13 protein-coding genes and 1 pseudogene are annotated in these 19,590 nt (G+C 51.0%); 1 reads left to right on the forward strand and 13 read right to left on the reverse strand.

The window, feature by feature from the left end; all coding sequences use genetic code 11:
- The first annotated feature begins 2 nt into the window (after window positions 1-2).
- Entirely contained in the window at window positions 3-1,169 is a 1,167-nt protein-coding gene (locus ACRDCA_RS00190) for a DGQHR domain-containing protein (protein ID WP_438687761.1), read from the forward strand.
- A gap of 36 nt (window positions 1,170-1,205) precedes the next feature.
- Here the strand turns inward: ACRDCA_RS00190 and dndE are convergent, their stop codons facing one another.
- The 13 genes and pseudogenes from dndE to ACRDCA_RS00255 form a co-directional block, all read right to left on the reverse strand.
- Window positions 1,206-1,559 carry a DNA sulfur modification protein DndE gene (gene dndE / locus ACRDCA_RS00195; RefSeq protein WP_438687762.1) on the reverse strand — a complete coding sequence of 118 codons (354 nt, stop codon included), beginning with the start codon at window positions 1,557-1,559 and terminating at the stop codon, window positions 1,206-1,208.
- The gene (gene dndD / locus ACRDCA_RS00200) at window positions 1,559-3,568 is read right to left on the reverse strand and encodes a DNA sulfur modification protein DndD (protein WP_438687773.1); all 2,010 of its coding nucleotides are present in this window, start codon (window positions 3,566-3,568) and stop codon (window positions 1,559-1,561) included. Before dndD ends, dndE begins: the two co-directional genes overlap by 1 nt.
- Window positions 3,558-5,192 carry a DNA phosphorothioation system sulfurtransferase DndC gene (dndC, locus tag ACRDCA_RS00205; RefSeq protein WP_438687763.1) on the reverse strand — a complete coding sequence of 545 codons (1,635 nt, stop codon included), beginning with the start codon at window positions 5,190-5,192 and terminating at the stop codon, window positions 3,558-3,560. Before dndC ends, dndD begins: the two co-directional genes overlap by 11 nt.
- Window positions 5,189-6,274 carry a DNA sulfur modification protein DndB gene (gene dndB / locus ACRDCA_RS00210; RefSeq protein WP_438687764.1) on the reverse strand — a complete coding sequence of 362 codons (1,086 nt, stop codon included), beginning with the start codon at window positions 6,272-6,274 and terminating at the stop codon, window positions 5,189-5,191. Before dndB ends, dndC begins: the two co-directional genes overlap by 4 nt.
- 828 nt (window positions 6,275-7,102) lie before the next feature.
- Window positions 7,103-8,620, reverse strand: a complete 1,518-nt coding sequence (locus tag ACRDCA_RS00215; protein WP_438687765.1) for a conjugal transfer protein TraG N-terminal domain-containing protein — start codon at window positions 8,618-8,620, stop codon at window positions 7,103-7,105.
- The gene (locus tag ACRDCA_RS00220; RefSeq protein ID WP_438687766.1) at window positions 8,617-8,988 is read right to left on the reverse strand and encodes a hypothetical protein; all 372 of its coding nucleotides are present in this window, start codon (window positions 8,986-8,988) and stop codon (window positions 8,617-8,619) included. The genes ACRDCA_RS00215 and ACRDCA_RS00220 overlap by 4 nt, the downstream gene beginning before the upstream one ends.
- Window positions 8,989-9,004: 16 nt before the next feature.
- Window positions 9,005-10,486 (reverse strand): integrating conjugative element protein, encoded by a 1,482-nt coding sequence (locus ACRDCA_RS00225; protein WP_438687767.1) that lies wholly within the window; start codon window positions 10,484-10,486, stop codon window positions 9,005-9,007.
- Between the two features lie 10 nt (window positions 10,487-10,496).
- Window positions 10,497-11,501 carry a TIGR03756 family integrating conjugative element protein gene (locus ACRDCA_RS00230; RefSeq protein WP_438687768.1) on the reverse strand — a complete coding sequence of 335 codons (1,005 nt, stop codon included), beginning with the start codon at window positions 11,499-11,501 and terminating at the stop codon, window positions 10,497-10,499.
- 1 nt (window position 11,502) lies between these two features.
- Complete coding sequence (locus ACRDCA_RS00235) at window positions 11,503-11,907, reverse strand: TIGR03757 family integrating conjugative element protein (protein WP_438687769.1); 405 nt, start codon at window positions 11,905-11,907, stop codon at window positions 11,503-11,505.
- 338 nt (window positions 11,908-12,245) lie between these two features.
- Window positions 12,246-12,595, reverse strand: a pseudogene (locus ACRDCA_RS00240) (IS66 family transposase); the annotation flags it as partial.
- Between the two features lie 51 nt (window positions 12,596-12,646).
- Window positions 12,647-12,784, reverse strand: coding sequence for a type II toxin-antitoxin system RelE/ParE family toxin (locus ACRDCA_RS00245; RefSeq protein ID WP_438687770.1), 138 nt, complete (start codon window positions 12,782-12,784; stop codon window positions 12,647-12,649).
- A gap of 90 nt (window positions 12,785-12,874) precedes the next feature.
- Window positions 12,875-14,083, reverse strand: a complete 1,209-nt coding sequence (locus tag ACRDCA_RS00250) for an MFS transporter (RefSeq protein WP_438687771.1) — start codon at window positions 14,081-14,083, stop codon at window positions 12,875-12,877.
- Between the two features lie 99 nt (window positions 14,084-14,182).
- On the reverse strand, window positions 14,183-19,590 hold a 5,408-nt coding region (locus tag ACRDCA_RS00255; RefSeq protein WP_438687772.1), incomplete at its 5' end, for an amino acid adenylation domain-containing protein.

A 19,590-nucleotide genomic window follows, 5' to 3' on the forward strand; every position in this document is an offset into this window, starting at 1 on the left:
AAATGAAAAAAGTAACTACAAAATTTTTAAAAGTTACTCAACCCATCGGTGAGTTTTACTGCTGTGTTATGAAAGCTCGAGATTTATACTCGATATCTTACTCTGATGTTAGAAGGTTAGAAGAGGAACAGTCCGAGGATAATATTGACACCTATTTGGGTATCCAGCGTGAACTGAATAAAAATAGAGTTAAAAAAATCCGTGAATATATCGGTTCCGTTGATGCCACCTTTCCTAATTCTATTATTGTTGCTATCGATGGTGATTTTTTAGAAATAAATGATAATGAAATTACGATAAAATTTGAAGATTATCAAAGTGGAAAAATCGCAAAAATACTAGATGGTCAACATAGGCTGGCTGGTTTTGAAGAAACTGATTTTTCATTTATTTCTCAATATGATGAGAAAGTAGATTTCGAAGTTCTTGTTACTATTTTTGTAGAGGCTGATTTACATACCCAAGCGCAAGTTTTTACAATGGTCAATCAGAATCAGACAAAAGTTAATAAGAGCTTAGTTTATGATCTAGAGTCTCTTGCTCTTGCTCGAAACCCGTCAAAAACAGCACATCAAATAGCTGTTATTTTGAACTCAAGAGAAGGGTCACCATTTTTTAGAAGAATAAAACGGTTGGGGGTAAAAACAGTTGGTGTCGATTCGGAGGTTCTAACACAAGCTGCTTTTGTTGAGAATATTGTGAAATTAATTTCAAAGAGACCAAGCTTAGACCGCGATATCTTATTAGGGAAAAAGAAAAATTTTATCGGAATAAAAAACATGCAATTGCCTGATAATAATAATGCTAGTTTTAGAGCATTGCCATTCCGTAAAAATTTCATTAACTCAGATGACTCAACTATTGCAGTTGTTGTACATAATTTCTTCTCTGTGGTTAGCGAACTATGGCCTAGTGCGTGGAATAGTAAAAACAAAAAATCCGTACTTAATAAAACAGTTGGTTTTATTTCTTTGATTAGATTATTAAGGGATGTTTATAATATTTATGTTGATGAGGGTGTCATAAATTATGGCGATGTTATAGATAAGGACTTGTTTTATTCTAAACTAAAAGAAATTGATTTGGACGACTCTTATTTTGAAACTTTTGATGCTGTCTCAAAATCATCAGGTTATGTTTATAAAATAATGAAGAGCTTTATTTCTTAATTCTAAATTTAGCCCTATTTCCCATAGGGCTTTTTATTATAAGCTTAGAGTGAAATCCTTTAAACCACGATGATTTCTTAACGCCGCAATCCCATCCTCAACATGCGCCGCCCACGCCTTAATCATCGCTTTCTGTTCTAGTTGAGGATAAAGCATTTTCAACACCAGTTCCGTAGCTTGCAGTGTTTCCCCCAGCCACGTAATTTTATCCAGCACCAGCGAGCCATCCAGCTTCTTACTATCCCGCTCAGGCGAATAGCGAAACTCACTCTCTACCGAGCGGAAAAATGCCAGTCGAGCAGCGACATTGGGCGTAATCCCAGTATATCCTTTAAGCTTTTTAAGCTGGTCTTCAGTCTGACGATTAAGCATCATTCGATTTGGGAGCATCAGATCGCCTCCTTGGTTAATTCCCAGAAATAGCCAGGCTTCAGCGCAGATGATTTGGTATGTGCATTAAACACAATCTCATAAGCATGAGAAATATCATCACGCAGTCGATCAACAAAATAACGCTCGTCCACTTCCGTATCGGTGGATAACAACACAACCTGATGGCTCGCCTCTGGGAAATAATGATTAATCAACTTATCCCGGTGCTGAGAATCCAGACGTCCTAACGGCGTATCAATAATCACCGGGAAATCACGCCCAGAGGTTTTTGCCAGCGCCTCAAGAATAGCGATCGCATAAATCTGCTTTTCACCCGCAGAAAGCAGCTTACGATTAATTACCGAACCCTTTTCATCCACCAGTTCAACATCAAACGTCTGTGGATTGATATGTGCATTAAGCTGTAAATCCTCTTTACGAGCCAGCTTGTGGTAGGCAGTTTCAAAGTTAGCAGATAACTTTTTCACTCGCGCCTGCGTTAATACATCGCTGTAGTAATCGAGCAGGTTAATAGTCTCCTGCGCATTTTTAAATGCGCTGCTAAAACCATGTTGGCTACGGGTAGCATCATGCGCTTTCTGCACTTGACGAACATAGTCCAGTTGCTGCTGTTTCACCCGTTTAGCCTCTTCCAGCAGCGAGCGGTATTTTTGCCGCTGTTTTTCACGCTTCTGGTCGAGACTGCGTAATGCCGCAAATAGATCCATTAACTGCTCATCTTCCGGGGCGCGAGCTATATTAGCGGCGGCCTGCTCCAGTTGTTGTTCAATATCTGCTAACTGATGGCGATAAACATCAAAACGCTGCATTGCTTTTTTGCTATCATGCTCAATAGACTGCTGGAGCATACCCGTTTCGCGCTCCGATATATCAAACAGTAAATCGCCTTTAGGTTTAGCCGCTATATATGCTGTCAAATTCTCAGAAATAACCTCGGCGGCTATTTTTTTTGTACTACTCTCGCTACTGGTGCGGAATGTAATGTCTTTCTGGAGTTGGGCTAAAAACTGCGCCAGCTCTTTCTCAAAACTTTTCGCCTGCTTGATCTGCGTTTCATCAGCCAGTTTCTCCAGCAAACGCGACAACATATTTGGAGCCAGAGCATAGGGTAAAGCACCCTCGCATTCCTGTCGTAACGCTTTTTCCAGACGTTCTTTTTCTTTTAACAGCGTTTCAACTTTCAGTTTTTCCTGCGCTTTGGTTTGGGCAAATGCGCCGCCTTGAGCATTTAACAATCCCTCATGGCGAATAATATCTTGAGATAAAAATTCAATCCGCGAGTTGACGAAATCGGCTTCTTCCAGCAATTTTTCCGCCTGACTGGCAAGCACTTTAATTTTTGTCTCAAGCGCTTCAACCTGTTGTTGCTGGGGGCCAGCTAGCTGGGTGGTTTGCTGGCGCTTTATAAAAATCATCAGGTCATTTTGCAACTTGGCGATTAGATCCAGCCCTAGCAGACGGCGCACTGCAGTACGCAGAATATTGCCAGATTCATCCTCCGCCAGCTCTGCAATCTTTTCTCCATCAAAAAAGAAAAGATCAGCAACACCATGAGGGATTAATTCATTCAAAAATCCCTGGCACTGGTCATAGCTGAGTTCACTACGCGGTTGTCCATCCTGCTGCAAAGAGAGACGATCTTTCTTTCCTTTTTTCCAGCTACGTGTGACGGTAAATTCAGTCTCACGGCCGTTTTGGTTATAGGTAAACGTTAGTTCTACTGCGGCCTCTTCTGGGCGCTCTGCCACATACGTCCCGTTATGTACCAGCGCTCCAAGTTGTTCAATATACTCCTGCTGCTGTATTGCCGGGCCAAACGCTAAACGGCCATACAGTGCCAGTCGAATTGCTGATAAAATAGACGTTTTTCCTGCGCCATTTAAACCACCAAATAACACAATCGGGCGGGGGATCACTTCATGCGGGCGCTTTCTGGGAGCCAGATCGATGGTATGTGTACCGTTAAATACCCGAAAATTACGGATTACCAGTTGCTTAATGAGCACGTTCATTTTCCTCATCGACAAGCACGGATGTTTCACCCGCATCGACAATTCTGCGCTGTAAAATCTGGAGTTCATCTTCCAGCTTTTCAACTTCGTCCTGATGAATATCCCGATCGTTGCGTTTTTGCAGCGTTGCCTGTTGCTGCTGGATCTTTTCCAGGCTGCCCCAGTCCTGCTTCAAAATTGTGCCGAGCTTGTCAAAAATCCCCTGACGACGACTTAACCCTTCCATCGATGTTTCCAGCTCAATCAGTTTCATAACCATTTCAGGTTCTACGTCAAACCCCTGCGTTAACTGTGCTAGCAAATCAGCATCGCTGGCATCAAAGCGTGACTGATCGTCAACCACCCATTCCAGATCCTGCTGATATACCTCGCGGTAAATACTTGGCAACGTGTCATACCAGTCTGGCTCGTTAGGATCTTTCAACCACTCCTGACGGATAGCATGCAGCTCCGGCTGGGTAATTAACGTAATCGTGTGGCCTTGGGCGTTTAAATCACGCTCAATTTCCAGTAAGTCTTTTAACCACTGCTGGCGGTATTTGAGCCAGTAGGGGCCAGGAACATGCTTACGCTCTGCACTGCGATCTTCGCCGTCTTTAGCGTACTGATAGCTCACCTTACCGGTGCGGCGTTTATAGTTGCGATAGGTGTCTTTATTCACCGGATCGGTGGTAAATGCCAGCAGATCACGATATTTCAGCAATGGCGACATCCATTCTTCGCCATTTTTGATCAGACTTTCCATCGCTTTATCTTTGGTGACTACGGTACAGGTCCAGCAGCCAAAGCGAGAATTCCCGCAAGAGGGGGTACTTTCGTCGATCACCAGGGGACACTCACCCTGTGCGGACGAGTCCATATACAGCGTCCATAGCGGGCGGTTGTTTCCACCCCACGGACTTTCCCATTCGTCGATATCCTCAGGGGCATAGCGGAACGCGCCGCGCAGCAGCTTCCAGACATCCTCCACATCCCAGGTATCAATAGGGGTATAGATAAACGCGTTTGCCAGCGTGGTATGCCGGGCCAGACGTGAACCATCAATTTTGTGTTTTGCGATTACCTGTGCACGAGAGGCACTCTCGCTGCTACGTGAGCCGAGGACAACAATCACTTCATCAAACTGGCTGACCTTATCTTTAATAAAGTCACTCACTGGATTGATCTTCATCCGTTCAGTACACCAGCGAAAACTCCGGGTTGGGGCCGGATAACCTTTCCCCAGCAGATTAACCCAGAAGGTTTCATGGGTTTTTGGCATCACGGCATGTTGAGTGATCGGCAGGCCATTACGTTTTGCGCCTGCTTCAATCTGCAACATCGTTTTCTTAATCAGATCCACGACCACCGGTGTTTCCACCAACGTATCGGATGACACCAAAAAAACATCTTTGCTGCGCATTTCCGGGGGCAGGCCGAGCAATGCCAGATACACCAGCGTGATCACGGCGGAAGAATCCTTCCCACCGCTGTAGCCAATCACCCACGGACGCTTATCCGCACAGTAAATTCTTTGTACTTCGGCAACATATTCAGCCAGAGGACGTCCGGCGAACTGCTCCTGATTAATAAAATCTTCATATTCGGCCAGATCGAAGGCCTGAACTAATTTACTCATGAGACAACCATTTGAGCTTCAAGCTCCTGTTCTTCAGGAGTGAGGGGGATTGAGAGCGCGGTTTTTAGCGCATTACAGGTAAGCTGGATCGCTGTACTAGTTTTACTCAGCTTACCATGCTGCATCGCACGCTTGATGAGGTCCGGATTGTTTCTGCGCCAGTTAAATGTTTTGAGTGCAGCTATTTTATCTGGCCATTGCTCAGGATAATCCGTCAGCAGGGTATATCCCAGTTGTCCAAGTGCCTGCAATCCAATGCCATGAGCGTGAACATAGTCCTGACGTAGTTGAACCGGTGAAACTTCTTTTTTTGCGGCTAACTGCCAGTCAGGCATTACATGATAAATAGCCTGCCAATAGCGAGTTGCTATCTGGGTACACTCTTCAAAATTGCCCTCTTTAGGATCTTTTCCCAGCAACGCACGGGTAGCTTGTTTGATGCTGCTTAACGTAAATAATTTATTTGACCGCTGACTGATACCGGATTTTTCCAGCTCAGTCATTCCGACAAACGGCTCTACGGACATTGCCAGATAACGCGCCAGATTCGAACTGGCATCTCGATGATCATACAGGGATGCCAGTGATGGGCTAGGACGAATAGCGTATTTATTCAGATCGGCAAACATCTGTTGGCTGCGTTTTAATCCTTCATCGACAAAAAACAGCACCGGAATGTTATCCTGCCCCAACTCTGGGCGTGCTTCTAAAGCATCTTCTATTGCTTTACGACGATGCTGACCGTCATTGATCAGAATTTGCGCATCCATCGGTACGCATAACGTTCCCAGATTGTTTGTACCTGGGTACTCATCAAATTGGACGTCAACGGCGATGGATGCTGTAAGCGCAGAGAACACATAATCTTTTGGATTTTCCAGAAGATAACGCACCATTTCGGGGATACGTGATTTATTCAGCGTGCGTTGTGCGCGTAGCTCAGGAGGGACGTCATTTTCATCAAAGCTGAATATTTTGGGTATGATTCGCATCGGGCATGTGGCGATGTAGAAAGGACGACCAGCCTGGATGCCACGTATAGCTGGAAACGAATAGCAGTAATCTGCATCAATACTAGCCATGCTGTAATCCGTAAAAAATTTAATGAATTGAGTTACGTGATATTTTACGTAACACTGGATAAGAATTACAGCGTTTTCACGTAATAAATTGCGTACCATCTTCCGACATACCCGCAATTTAGCTCTACACCCAATACATTTGTGCAGATACGGTCTATTCTGCAGAACTCTCCCTTTCCCCTGAGGTCAATGACCTATAGCTCATCCAGTAGTTTTGTCAGCACCATATTATCCGTCAGCTGTTACCTCTGTTCCCCTGATTTGCCAACACCATTTCAGTCAAGTTCTAGCCCACTACAACCATACAGGAGAGAGTTTGCTTTAAACAATGACTGGCGCATCACCGAACACAAAAAGGCTTGGCCGCTTACGGCCTGATGAGCCAAGTGAATAGCAATTGATTGTTATTTAAGCTAGGATGAGGTCAAGTTATCATCTGGCTAAGGAGTGATGATGAACGAAACAAGACAGCACCACGCCTATCAGCGTGGAGTACGCATGGCAAGCCTGTGGAAGCGCCTTAAAGGTTCAATTTTGAGATGGGATTCGTACTGGGTCTCAAAGGCTCGTAAATACAACCTACCAACCTGGTTGGGCCATGTGCCTATCACATGTTTAGTTGCCATATCAGCTGTTAGTTGTCTAACGGGGGGGTTACTAGTAGGCGCTATAATTCTGTTTGTTTGGTCATTTTTACTGCTCCCTTCCGTTATGGAGTTTCTCAGACCTACAGTGAATGTAAAGGTTACTAACTGGGAAGAAAAGAGCCATACATGTAACTATGGCTCTAATGGTTCCAACGGTTCAGATGGCTCAACAGGCTCCTAACTATTTTCCTCCTGATGCAATTTTTGAAGCAACTGCATCACCTGCAAGTCCGCCTGTTTGTTGGGACTTAGACGTGCCCTCAGTCACCATGCGGGACAGTTCGCCAATTCGTACACCAGCCCATGAGAATGCAGCAAGCCAAACTGCTGGAAGTATAAGAAACATACAGCCCATCACCAGGTTCATAATCAGGTCATCGGCACTATTCTGGAACCCGGCCACATTCCAGCGACTGTGCGAGTCCGAACTGTACAATGCCTCCAGTAACCAGCTATCCAGCCAGCGCGCCAGCTCCCACCAGAACGTCAGGAAATTCAGCGCAAACACCACAAACGTCACGGTGATCACCGTCTTGTACTCGTAGGCCGCAAAGGCCAGGATGAGTGGCACCATGATATAGACCGCCATCAGCAGTACCGCCTGCACCATCGGCAGCGCCTGACGCATCGCATCAAAAGCCGGATATGCCGCCAGACTCCCCAGTGCGGTCCCGCCCATCGAGGCAATACGGTTAACTGAGTTGTCCAGGGTAAAGTCCGCGTTGCCGCCGTAGCCGGCATAAGCTCGTCCGCCCTGGGAAACCGTGAGGTTGTCCGGGCTGACCAGTCGACGTACCACGGCTTCCTTATAATCTGCACCCGGTTGCCCCATCATCTTCAGCGCGGCAGACATCCGCAGCATGACGCCCGGATCGACCTGTTTCACCACGCGAGCCTCCAGCCCTGTCTCGCCGGCTGACCACCACTCGCTGCAGGTTGGGTATCCCCCTCGTCCGGTGTTTGGCCGGCCGCTGTCCCGCCCCTCATTCCAGGGGAAACTGGTACGCGGCGTTTTGGACTGCAGGTTGTTATAGTACCCACCATTCAGGAAGGTCTTCGACCCCAGCCACTCGATGTCACGCAGGGTGGCTTTGTCCGTCGTCTGGCCCTGGTCGCGGTTCTGCCAGGTATACAATGCCAGCGCGTAGCAGTCGTTGGTGAAGTCCTGCAGCTCCTTCGCCAGCGCCGGGTTGTTGACCCGACTGTGTTGGACTTCAAAACGGACCTGCCGCAGATCAGGCCTGCACGGAATGGTGGCCACAGCCGCCGACGTGATCCCCTTCGAAAGCTTATGCATCAGCAACCACCACACCGGCACCTTCGCCGTCTGGCCATTCAGGCTCGACATGATGTTGGCGTAGCCCGTTTCATCCGGCTTCTTCGGTGTCCAGGTGCCACAGGTCGCCGCCCGGCTGCTGTCGTACTTGATGGTGTCGAGGCTGACATTCATCAGCGGTAGACAGCAGGCCAGCATCACAAAGAATGCCCCGTAGAGCAGGTTTTCGATGCGTGGCAGGGACAACATCCCTTTGTTGCCCTCATCCTCCCCTTCCTCACGCACCTTCAGCCAGATGGCCACTACCTTGAACAGCAACGGCAGCACAAACAGCCCCGTACTGACCAGCAGCTCCCACAGGCCATTGTTAATCAGCCAGCCAAGCAACGTCAGGAAATACTCCAGATAGCTGTTGGTCATCATAACGACAGCCCTCCACCAAAGAGACTGTATTCACAGGCCAGGGCAAAAAACACGCAGCCAATGGCCATGCGTTTGAGGGGTTGCCGGTATTCCGGCTTGCAGCCCGGTGCATGCCAGATTTTCCAGAATCCCCAGGCCAGCACGGCGTATAGCGCCAGGCGCCAGCTCAGCCAGCCATAACGTGCGTTCTGCATCCAGTCACGCAGCGCGGCACTCTCTCCTGGGTGATTGACACCCCAGTGGGCCATGCCCAACGCCACTATCATCGCAATCACCAGCATGCCCAGCATCTGCAGGACACGCTTTGCCCGGTGACCGAGCCGGCCGCCCCTGCGGGGCGACACACCTTGTTTATCTGTTCCAGTCATTGATGCATCCCCACGATTACTGGTCGCTTTCCGGTACGGCCAGCTGGTTGAACCTGGTGTCCGGGCTGTCAACCGACTGACGCTGCGGGTTGGTTTCCGCACGGTTGTTCTCGCGATCGATGATGGTCAGCACCGCGTTACGGGAAATCTCGCGTTTCATCTCCATCTCGTTTTTCAGCGCCGTGATTTCGCGGTCCAGCGCCTCGATACGCCGATCACCCTCTTCCATCGCCATTTTCTGGACTGCGGCATTGGGCTCTGACATGCCGGTGGTGACCATACGGCGCATGATAAAGGCCGTTTCAATGGTGTCCGCCATCGCCAGTTCACTGGCCAGGCGGCCGACCAGAGCAGCATTATCCGGGTCGCGCTGCAGTGCCTTGATGACACCGGCGGTCACCGCCAGGCTGCCTGTTTTGAGTTTGGCCAGGTTGGCCGAAGTGGGTTTCTCTGCCCCGTTGACCAGTTTGGCCAACTGCTCGTTATTCGCTTTCGTCGCCTCTTCCAGCATCGGGGCAAAGCCGGTGCCGGCCACGGTACTGCCTGGCTGTTCGCTGCCTTCACCACTGGTGCATTGCGCCGCATCCTTGCAGGTGCGCAGGGAGGAATCTCCCAACACCTTCACCACTGCAGCCGCCGCTTCTTCACTGCTGGCGTATTTGGCACAGGCACCGCCGGTACAGCTACTGCCGGATACGCTGGAGGTACTGGTGACCGGCAACGCATTCATCATGTTATAGCCGGCGGCCGCCAGGTCGTGCGTTGGCTTGATGGCCGGCTGACCGGCTCCACCCCGCTTTTGACCGCCGATCCAAGTCTGGCCGGATTGCCCGGTTACCTTCTCCGTGGCATTCATCGACCGCACCGCATCCGCGTCCCCGTTATTGATCAGGCTCTTGGCTTCCTCCATCGCGGCGGCCTGGCTCCAGCCGCCGGAGTCCGCCATATCCATCATACGTTTGGAGAGGTTCTGACAGTTCAACTGCGCCTTGTCGAAGGCGACACCGCCCTGCAGCACCCCATTGGTCAGCATTTCATACAACCCCGGGTTGGCACGCTGGATAGCCATCGCCGGCAGGCTGGCTACCGCGCCAGTGGCGCCCTGAATAACGGTGCCCATCAGGTTCTTAAACCCGTCTGTGACGCCGTTGAGCTGATTACCGATCGTCGTCTTCAGGTCGAAGTTGCCGCACATCAAATCCGAGCTCCAGCCCAGGTTCATGCCCAGCCGCTGCATGTTGCCGCGCGTCGCCGGCTGTGAAATCACCGAGCCGCCGCCCAGGGAGTAAAACAACTTGTCCGAGACTGCGCCGCTGGCGCTCTTCCCGTACCCCACATTGCTGTCATTCACCTGGGGCAACGAAATGCCAAACAGGGTGCCGTTATCGTCATTGTCGTCAGCGTACGCATTCACGTCGGCCAGCGCCAGGCTGCCGGCAATCAGCATAGACAGCAGGCTGCGCCGTCCCCAAAGAGATTTATTCATTGTGTTATTCATCGTTCATGCCTCAAAAATCCGTGCTGTAGAGGAAACGCTGCCCACGGCGCTGGCAGCAGCTGTAGGGTTGCCACAGGGCAAAGGCAGCGCTCGCATCCGCTGCCGGCGGATGGTCGCCGTCCGGAAAGACGGCACAGGACTGACTGAGCTGCGGCGCCAGCCGCTGCCATTTGTGGTTGCTGGTTCCGGTGTTTTCCTGAACGGCACCTGGTGGCCAGTACCCTTCCGATCGCTGGCCCATCAGGGGCTGATAGACATGGGGCTGGCCAGAACGGGTGATGATATCCGCTACCCGCTGCGCCACCAGGGCGCCGGCCTTGTCGTCATCAACCTGGGTCACAAACCCCGATCGGGGATAGACGTTACCCCACATATTCGCGGCCGCCTGGCTGCCCACCTCTCGCTGACCGGGGATCAACGCCTCCGGGTACAACGATTCGGGCATACCGGTACGCCATGCCAGGCTGTCCAGCGTGCTGAGGAAATACGGCACAAAAGGGGTCGCCGCGCTGCGGCATGAGTAGCCGGCAATGCTGCCGCCAATCAGGGACGTCGCCGGATGGCCAATGGCATCGGCATACTTGAAGTGGAGGTTGGTTTTACGTTGCCCGGGCGTTTTCAGCTCGTTGTTGCCACCGCCGGCAGACACGCCGCTCAGCGCACTGGTAATACTGCTTTCCAGCCCGCTGGCTGCCTGGCTCACCATCGACATTTCACTCCAGGGATTACCTCCCTGGGTGTTATACGCTGACACCACGGCTTCCGGGATAAAGTGGGTGACCTTGACGGAGGTCCGCACCTTGCAGCCAAACGGCGTACACAGCAACCAGTAGCAAATGCCGCTGACGCGCCAGCTGATGCAGGCCTGCGATACGGCACTGGCAACATGCGCGCTGTTCAGAGCGGCGTTCGCCGCCGGCACGCTGGCGGCAGACAGCATAATGGCCACGCTGAGGGATTTGAGGGTAAGCCGAGGTTGCCCCGCAGGCACACCATAAAAAGGGGTTCGCTGCATATCACTGTCCCCCCGATGACTGGACGCGCAGTGCCAAGGCCTGGGCTACGTCAGCCGTGCCATACACCACATCCCTGTTGTCAAACACGACGGCCGGCACTTTTGTCACGCCCAGTTCCCAGGCACGCACCACCGCGCGGTATACCGTAGCCAGTTCCTGCTCATGGGCCTGCCATTGCGGTGACTGCAGTATGGTTTTAGCCTGACGTTCGGCCTCATCCGGATTCGATGACAGCTCACCAAACGTCTGTGTTTGCAGTTGATCCGGACCGTCAAGGTAGATAACGGATACCGATGCATCGACGTTGCTCGGGGGATGGTGAGAATCGGTATAGAGTACCGTGCCGGCAAGCACCGATGCCGGCATCAGCAGAGGGAACAACGTCAGCAACGTGCTGATTTTCATAGCGCGCACTCCTGCATGGATAGAATCCATACAGGGTGCTACGGGGCGCTCAGAAAGGCAGCAAAGAAATCTTTATTGGATTGAGATAATTTGGCAGACCGTATTGACACCCAGATAGAGGCAACGTTACGGTCAGCTGTGCAAACGCTGGTTGCCATCCCCCAGAATAGTCCACCCACACCCGATGCATCGCTTTGACGCCAGAACCCAAGGTAAGAGCCGGATGCGTTAACAGCGCACGTCCGGATCCTCGAGGGGGGTAGCCGGTAACGGCTATCCCTACCGCAACCATCTATTTCGGCCCAGCCGTTGCCGCAGTACAGATTCAGCGCATCTCACTGCTTCAGCAGGTACGCGAACACCTTCGCCGTATCCGAGTGGCGCGACAGCACCTTCATCTGCAACTGGACCCTATTATACAGCAACTGCATCAGCGGGATGGTCTGCGCTTTCCGGACCGCCTGCCGTTCGTCTGCCGGGCTGCCGGGCTGCCGCGTATCTCTGCCTCGATGGCATACAGCTCACCGATGAGCTTCAGCGCTTCGGTGGTGATATCCGTTGGCGTACGGACGTGAACGTCGTGGATTTTTCGCCGGGCGTGCGCCATGCAGGCAGCTTCGGTGATGCACCCGTCTTCGGGCAGTGCATTATAGCCACCGTACGCATCTGCCTGCAGGATACCGCCATATGGGGTTCCACACCGGATCCACCGGAAATTTTGTCACGTTTGTCATTGTAATTACGGCCATTGCTGGGCAGCATAAAGCACACGCACCACCACCAATATGTTGTTTTCATCGTCAATGTAACACACCAGCACATAATTCGGGCGCACGTCGATTTCTCGGGGACCGCGTACTCTACCTTGGGGAAGCATTTCCCTAGGGGGATATTTCCCTTCATTCAGGAAACATCCTAGCTTAAAAAGTGCAACCCTCAGCCAACGAGGGCGGCCTGAACGGGGCGATTACTGGAAGGTAGGTTCGGTGTCAGTCGCTGATGTGGCACGAAGTGTACGTAGTCCCAAAAGCACGATAACCACCATGACCAAACCCGAAACAATGGCTACACTAAACCCTGACCGTGCGCCATAGACGTCAATGACCATGCCCGCGAAGACACTCCCGAGAGCTACACCGATGCTGATACCCGTCGTCATCCAAGTGAGTCCTTCGGTGAGTCTGGACGGAGGAATAATGATCGTACCAAGATTCATAACAACGACCATCGTTGGTGCAAATGACATTCCTGCCACAAAGAGCACCACGGAAAGGATGTAGACGTCCGATGAGAAAATAGGCAATACAGCTGTGACTGAAGTTAACAGTACCCCAATGAAGAACTGCTTTTCAATGGGTAAGGAAACCCTTAATGCACCGAATATCAGGCCCGAAATCATTGAGCCTAGCGCATAGGCTGCCAATATGAAACTGGCAGATGTTGGCCAACCTTGTGCGTTGCTGAAGGCAACCACAGCCACATCGATTGAGCCGCCTATTACTCCCATCGCCAGTAGTGCCAGAACAATGGTACGAACGCCGGGGATAAGTAAGGCCGAGCTTGTGTTCCTCCTGACGGCTATGATGACCTTCGGTTCTGTCTCTCGCTGTAGAAGAAGCGCTGTCACGCCCGTGATCAGTAACAACACGGCAACAAGAGGCCCGGCTTCGGCGAAAAAACTGGTACTCAGGCCAATGGTGAGTGGTGGGCCGATTATAAAAGCAAGTTCAGTTAGAACTGTATCCAGCGAGAAGGCTGTGTGTAATTGCGGCTTGCCACGGAAAAGCTGTGTCCAGCGTGCTCTTATCATGGCAGGCATGCTTGGCATCGTACCCGCCAATGCAGCAAGAATAAAAAGCAGTAGAGTCGGAGCACTCATATAGACAGCAATTATCAGTGCCAGCAACATACCAATGCTGAAGGCGGTCACAAAGGGTAAAACCCGACTCTGGCCATGCTGATCAACGAGTTTCGAGATTTGCGGACCGACAATCGCATTCGCCAAGGTAAAGGTTCCGGCGACCGAACCAGCCAGCCAATAAAGACCCGTCTGCTGTACTAACATAGTAATGATGCCGATGCCGAACATTGCCTGTGGCAGACGAGCAATGGAACTCGCGATCACTAACCCCATGACATAGGGGGTTGTGAGAAGTCCGCGGTAGAGATTAGCCATGTTTTCTCCGGGTTATAATTAGATGCTGATGTGTATCCCGCTGCACGGAATGCAAACTTTTGGAATGCATAGATGAGCGTACTGCTCAATCATTGCTTCTTACAAAAGTACTCGATCGAATGCTTCAGCCAAGTACTTGCGATTACTAACGTCCTCCATCATGGACACATGGCTGCCAGGAATAGAAACAGAACTAATTTCTAAATCAGGTAATAGCTCTCGCCAACCGCCCACCATATCAATTTGAGACAGATGAGAGTGCTCACGTTCAGTTGCGTAGAAATAAGAGAGATTGATCGGTAATGGTAATGGCTTATAGACTCTGGCAATTTGTGAAAAATGATAAATCGATTGCCATTTGACTGTTTCCAGTGAGATGTCTGCATTTAAATCATAGCCTCCCAATTCCTGTGCTTTCTTCATCAGCACAGCAAGCCCATCTCCTTTATTTAACGTATCGAATTTATCGCACTCGGCCTCGGAAACCACCGATTTAACATGCTCAATAAAATAGTGCTGAATATCTTGATTTTTATAAAGCAAATCCTGTGGCACAGGAACATCAATAAATCCTAAAAATTCAACGTGTTCCCCTATGCAAATAAGCTCATGGGCGATGGCATAAGCAAGTATTCCCCCAGAAGAATATCCGGCAACCCGATAAGGTCCTTCAGGCTGTACCGCTTGGATGAGCGGTATCATTCTTTCGGCCATATTCTCTATTGAACGAGGTAGAGGGTCGCCAATGGCCGACCACGGCAATACATGGATCGGACAGTTAACGCGGATTTGTTGGGCTAAAGAAATTACATACGAATAATCAGCCAATCCCGAGGGAACAAAAAAGACCGGAAGCTCACTCCCGCCAGCGCGCACCGTGATCGCTCTGCTATGTGAATGAAATACAGCCGGTTGTACGATTTGAGAGGCTAAGTTAGCCAATCGTGGATATTCAAAAATATCGCTCAGTGAACACTCCAAGCCATAACCCCTGACTTTCTGCATCAATTGGACGGCCATGAGCGAATGACCACCGAGGGCAAAGAAGTTGTCATGGCGACCGATCTGCTCAATCCCAAGCAACCCTGACCAAAGCGCTGCCAGGATAGTTTCAATCTCACCTAGTGGTGTCTCGTAGGCCGCATGGGCAAAAGCTTCGCCCTGAGGTACAGGCAACGCCTGCCGATCAAGCTTGCCGTTAGGGGTTAGCGGCAAGCATTCCATGAGCACAAAAGCAGACGGCACCATGTAATCGGGTAAACGTTCATTCAGATAATTGCGCAATCGCCCCACAAGTGGTAAACCCTCCTCTGAGCCGACTGGAGATATGAAGGTATCATTTCCTAAAATTGGATGAACCACGACATAAGCGACCAGTCGCTTGTCCGGGTCTACACCTTGCACTTCCACAACCGCCTCGCGGATTGAAGAATGCTCGGTCAGTCTGGCCACTATTTCACCTAGTTCAATCCGCAAGCCCCGGATCTTGACTTGGTCGTCATTACGGCCCAGGAACACCAGGTTTCCGTTGGGCAGATAGCGGGCCAAGTCCCCTGTCTTATACATACGTGCTCCAGGCTTGCCTACAAATGGATCATGCAAGAAACGGTCTGACGTCAGTTCGGGGAGGTTCAAGTATCCACGTGCAACACCTACCCCTCCGATATACATCTCTCCCACCGCACCTATCGGAACAGGCTGACCATGTACGTCGAGGAGGTAAATGTATTTGTTTGAAATCGGACGGCCTATCGGAACCGGATCAACGTCACTAGAGGAGCAGCGATAAACCGTTGCCCAGACTGTCGCTTCAGTTGGGCCGTATTCATTGAATAATTCAACTGTAGTGAATATTGAGGTCACTTCCTGAACTAATTTCGCCGGGCACAACTCCCCTGCCACGATCACCTGACGCAGTTGATCATACCCGAATTGGGCGACTTGCGGCAGAACTAGCCTGGCAAGAGAGGGTACCAACAACACTGAGGTGACTGTGTTTTCAATTAAAAGGCGGCTGATAATATATGGATCTACGACGGTATTGCTCCCTGGCAAACATAAAGCACCACCGGTTGTTAACGTCCCAAAGATGCCTGCCATGGAACTATCAAACGCCATTGATGATAGAAGTAAAAATACGGCTTCGGAATTCGACTTATAAACCGTGGTTCTTGCCAAGGTTGATGCTATTAATCCTCGGTGTTCAATCATGACGCCCTTAGGGTGCCCGGTTGAACCCGAGGTATAGATGATATAAGCGAGGTTGTGAGGTGTAAGACCGGGAACCTGAAAATTGTCATCAGCCTCCGTCAATACCCTTGCTTGGGGTTCATTGGGATCAAGTATAATGTGGGATTGCAACGCCTCACCCAGCACTTGTCGCCCGACCATATCGGCTAGTACAAGAACCGGAGCCGTATCGGCAAGGATGTAGGTCAGTCGGTCTATCGGATAACTCGGATCGAGCGGGATATAGGCACCACCTGCTTTCAGGATCGCCATAAGGCCAACAACCATGGACATAGAGCGTTCGACACAGATCACCACCCGCAGGTCTGGTCCAACGCCCAACGCGATTAGCCGGTGTGCCAGTCGATTGGCCCTAACATTGAGCTCACCGTAACTGAGTTTTTTCCCCTCAAAGATCAGTGCTGTTGCTTTCGGACTGCGCTCTACCTGCTCCTCAAATAAATGATGAATACATAAATTATTCGGGCATGATGCATCCGTTGCGTTCCATGTCTTAAGCAGCAATGTACGTTCAGACGCAGGCAGAATGTCCAACTGTCGAATCGGACGATGTGGTGAGTGCTCCAAGGTTCGTACCAGACTGCCTAATGCCTGCTCCATATAGCCACATACACGCTCGGAATCAAACGGCGTGATCACTTGGGCTGTCAACCCCAGTGAATTGCTGAAATCTTCCACAGACAATGTGAACGGATAATTGGTCCGCTCTTGTTCACTCAAGAACTCGGCGCTTGGCATTTTCCGCATGGTTTGGACAATGTTGCCCTCACCAGACCGATCATTGTGCCGGTAGTTGAGCAATGCGCTGAACAGTGGCGTACCTATGGCGACCCCACTGCACCGTTGCGCTAGCGCCAGAGAAGCATGCTCGTGGGTGAGCAACTCTGCCAGCCTAACATGAGCCTGATGGACAATTTCAGCAGTATCAATGTCACCTAAATCAAATCGGATTGGTAACGTGTTGATGAACATGCCCATGGCGCGATCTGCCCCATGGCCCGCTTGCATACGCCCAAACAGTACTGTACCAAACACAACCTTTTCCTGGCCGCTGGTGCGCGCCAGTACCTGAGCAAAGGCAACGTGACACAGACTTGCGAGACTCACATTTAAACGCCTCGCCTGCGCTCGCAACCGATCATTGAGTTCGGACGAAACCATGCGGTGTGTCTGACCTACCTGTGCGCCGTCTAGATGCACATCCGCCAATCCGAATGGCAGCGTCGGCTCTTCTATGTCAGCCAGCATTGATTTGAAGAAATGCTCATGTTCCTCCACGCTTTTGCCCAACCGCACTTGACCGATCAGGTTGCGGAACGACTGAGGCGACGATAATTTATCACCCTCATCGCTAAGGAAAGCCTGCACTTCGTTATAAAAAAACTGTAAGGACGAAGCATCATCAATCAAGTGATGCTGCAGTTGCATCAGAATAAAGCGGCCTGAGACGGGATCATGGGCAACAATAAAACGTAGCACCGGTGCCTGAGTCAGGTCAATTCGGTACCTGCATGGATCAAAATGCCAAGAAAGTTGCTCGGTAATGGGACCATCGGCCGAATCAAGGACGATATCCGTGACTGAGAGTGGAGCCTGTCGCCAGACAACTTGTGCGGGCCGAGACAATCCTTCCCAAACAAAAGAGGTACGCAAAATGTCGTGGCGGTCTACAACCTGTCGCACTGCAGCCAGATACCGCTCCAATGTCTCACGATCAGCAAAGGCCATCTGGGCAACCAGCAAATAGGGGTCACCTTCTTTTTCCAGCATGTGGTGGAACAGAATGCCGTCCTGCATAGGCGAAAGTGCGTAGATATCCTGAATATTGGCAACTCCTCCAGGAACCTGTGAAATGATCAGGTCGATGTCTGATTGACTGAGGTCTATCAATGGCAGCAGTTCGGGCGTAATTCTTGACATCTCTGGCTTGATCAGGTTTGGCGGTACCACCATCTCACCATGCTGCCCAAGTGTGCTGGCCAGAGCCGACAACACGGGAGTCCGAAACAGATCACGCACAGCAAGACTCAAACCTTGGCGGCGTAATAGCTCGATCAACCGCACAGCCAAGAGTGAATGGCCCCCGAGGGAGAAGAAATTGTCATGACGACCAACGTGTTCAACGCCAAGCAGTTCTGACCAGACTCCAGCAAGAGTGAGCTCTGTTTCACCCAGCGGTGCTTCGTATGCCGCATGAGCAAAGGCATCGCTTTCGGGCACTGGTAACGCTCTCCGATCAAGTTTGCCATTGCCCGTTATCGGTAAGCTATCCAAGCGTACAAAGGCAGACGGCACCATATAGTCGGGTAAACGGCCACTCAGGTAATCACGCAGTACTCCCGCCATCGTCAAGCCAGCGTCAGCGTCAGCGTCTACCGACGTGTGTTGAGCCCCGGACTGTGCCACAATATAAGCAACTAGGCGCTTGTCGGTCTCCTTGCCTTGGCTCACCACCACCGCTTCGCGAATGGAGGGGTGTTCGTTCAATCGGGCAGTAATTTCACCCAATTCAATCCGGAAGCCCCGGATCTTGACCTGGTCGTCATTGCGCCCCATAAACGCCAGATCTCCGTTTGGAAGATAACGGGCCAGATCCCCTGATCTGTACATCCGTGCGTCAGTTTCACCCGCAAAGGGATCCTGCAAGAAACGCTCTGCCGTCAGTTCGGGACGGTTCAGATATCCACGAGCAACACCGGCCCCCCCTACGTACATCTCACCTACGGTACCCATCGGAACAGGCTGGCCATGCGCATCCAGAAGGTATAGATTCAGGTCCGGCAGAGGTTGGCCGATCACACTGTCTTCTTGTTGCATATTGGATGAGGTCAACGGGTAACAGGTGACATGAACCGTCGTTTCCGTGATCCCGTACATGTTCACCAGTTGTGGGGGAGATTCGCTACGTATTCTATACCAGTCGCGCAGGCTCGATGGCTGCAGCGCTTCACCGCCAAAGATGACATAGCGCAGCCGATCCGATGGCGGTTGTGCATACACCATTAGGGCGGTAAAGGCGCTCGGGGTCTGGTTCAAGACAGTGACACCCTGCTCACAAATCAACCAGTAAAATGCCTGTGGAGAACGAGTAATGGCATGGGGAACCAACACCAGCGTGCCACCATAACGCAGGGCTCCCCACAACTCCCAAACCGAGAAGTCGAAGGCGAAAGAGTGGAACAGGCACCAAACGTCATTGGCCTCAAAACCAAAGGTGGCGTGTGTCGTGTCGAATAGACGCATCACCTGAGCATGTT

The organism is Serratia sp. (in: enterobacteria) (assembly GCF_051654945.1).
GTDB lineage: Bacteria > Pseudomonadota > Gammaproteobacteria > Enterobacterales > Enterobacteriaceae > Chania.

Coding starts and splice junctions, on each gene's coding strand:
- ACRDCA_RS00190 (WP_438687761.1), top strand. CDS start 3: ATGAAAAAAGTAACTACAAAATTTTTAAAAGTTACTCAACCCATCGGT.
- dndE (WP_438687762.1), bottom strand. CDS start 1,559: ATGCTCCCAAATCGAATGATGCTTAATCGTCAGACTGAAGACCAGCTT.
- dndC (WP_438687763.1), bottom strand. CDS start 5,192: ATGAGTAAATTAGTTCAGGCCTTCGATCTGGCCGAATATGAAGATTTT.
- dndB (WP_438687764.1), bottom strand. CDS start 6,274: ATGGCTAGTATTGATGCAGATTACTGCTATTCGTTTCCAGCTATACGT.
- ACRDCA_RS00215 (WP_438687765.1), bottom strand. CDS start 8,620: ATGATGACCAACAGCTATCTGGAGTATTTCCTGACGTTGCTTGGCTGG.
- ACRDCA_RS00220 (WP_438687766.1), bottom strand. CDS start 8,988: ATGACTGGAACAGATAAACAAGGTGTGTCGCCCCGCAGGGGCGGCCGG.
- ACRDCA_RS00225 (WP_438687767.1), bottom strand. CDS start 10,486: ATGAATAACACAATGAATAAATCTCTTTGGGGACGGCGCAGCCTGCTG.
- ACRDCA_RS00230 (WP_438687768.1), bottom strand. CDS start 11,501: ATGCAGCGAACCCCTTTTTATGGTGTGCCTGCGGGGCAACCTCGGCTT.
- ACRDCA_RS00235 (WP_438687769.1), bottom strand. CDS start 11,907: ATGAAAATCAGCACGTTGCTGACGTTGTTCCCTCTGCTGATGCCGGCA.
- ACRDCA_RS00245 (WP_438687770.1), bottom strand. CDS start 12,784: ATGCTTCCCCAAGGTAGAGTACGCGGTCCCCGAGAAATCGACGTGCGC.
- ACRDCA_RS00250 (WP_438687771.1), bottom strand. CDS start 14,083: ATGGCTAATCTCTACCGCGGACTTCTCACAACCCCCTATGTCATGGGG.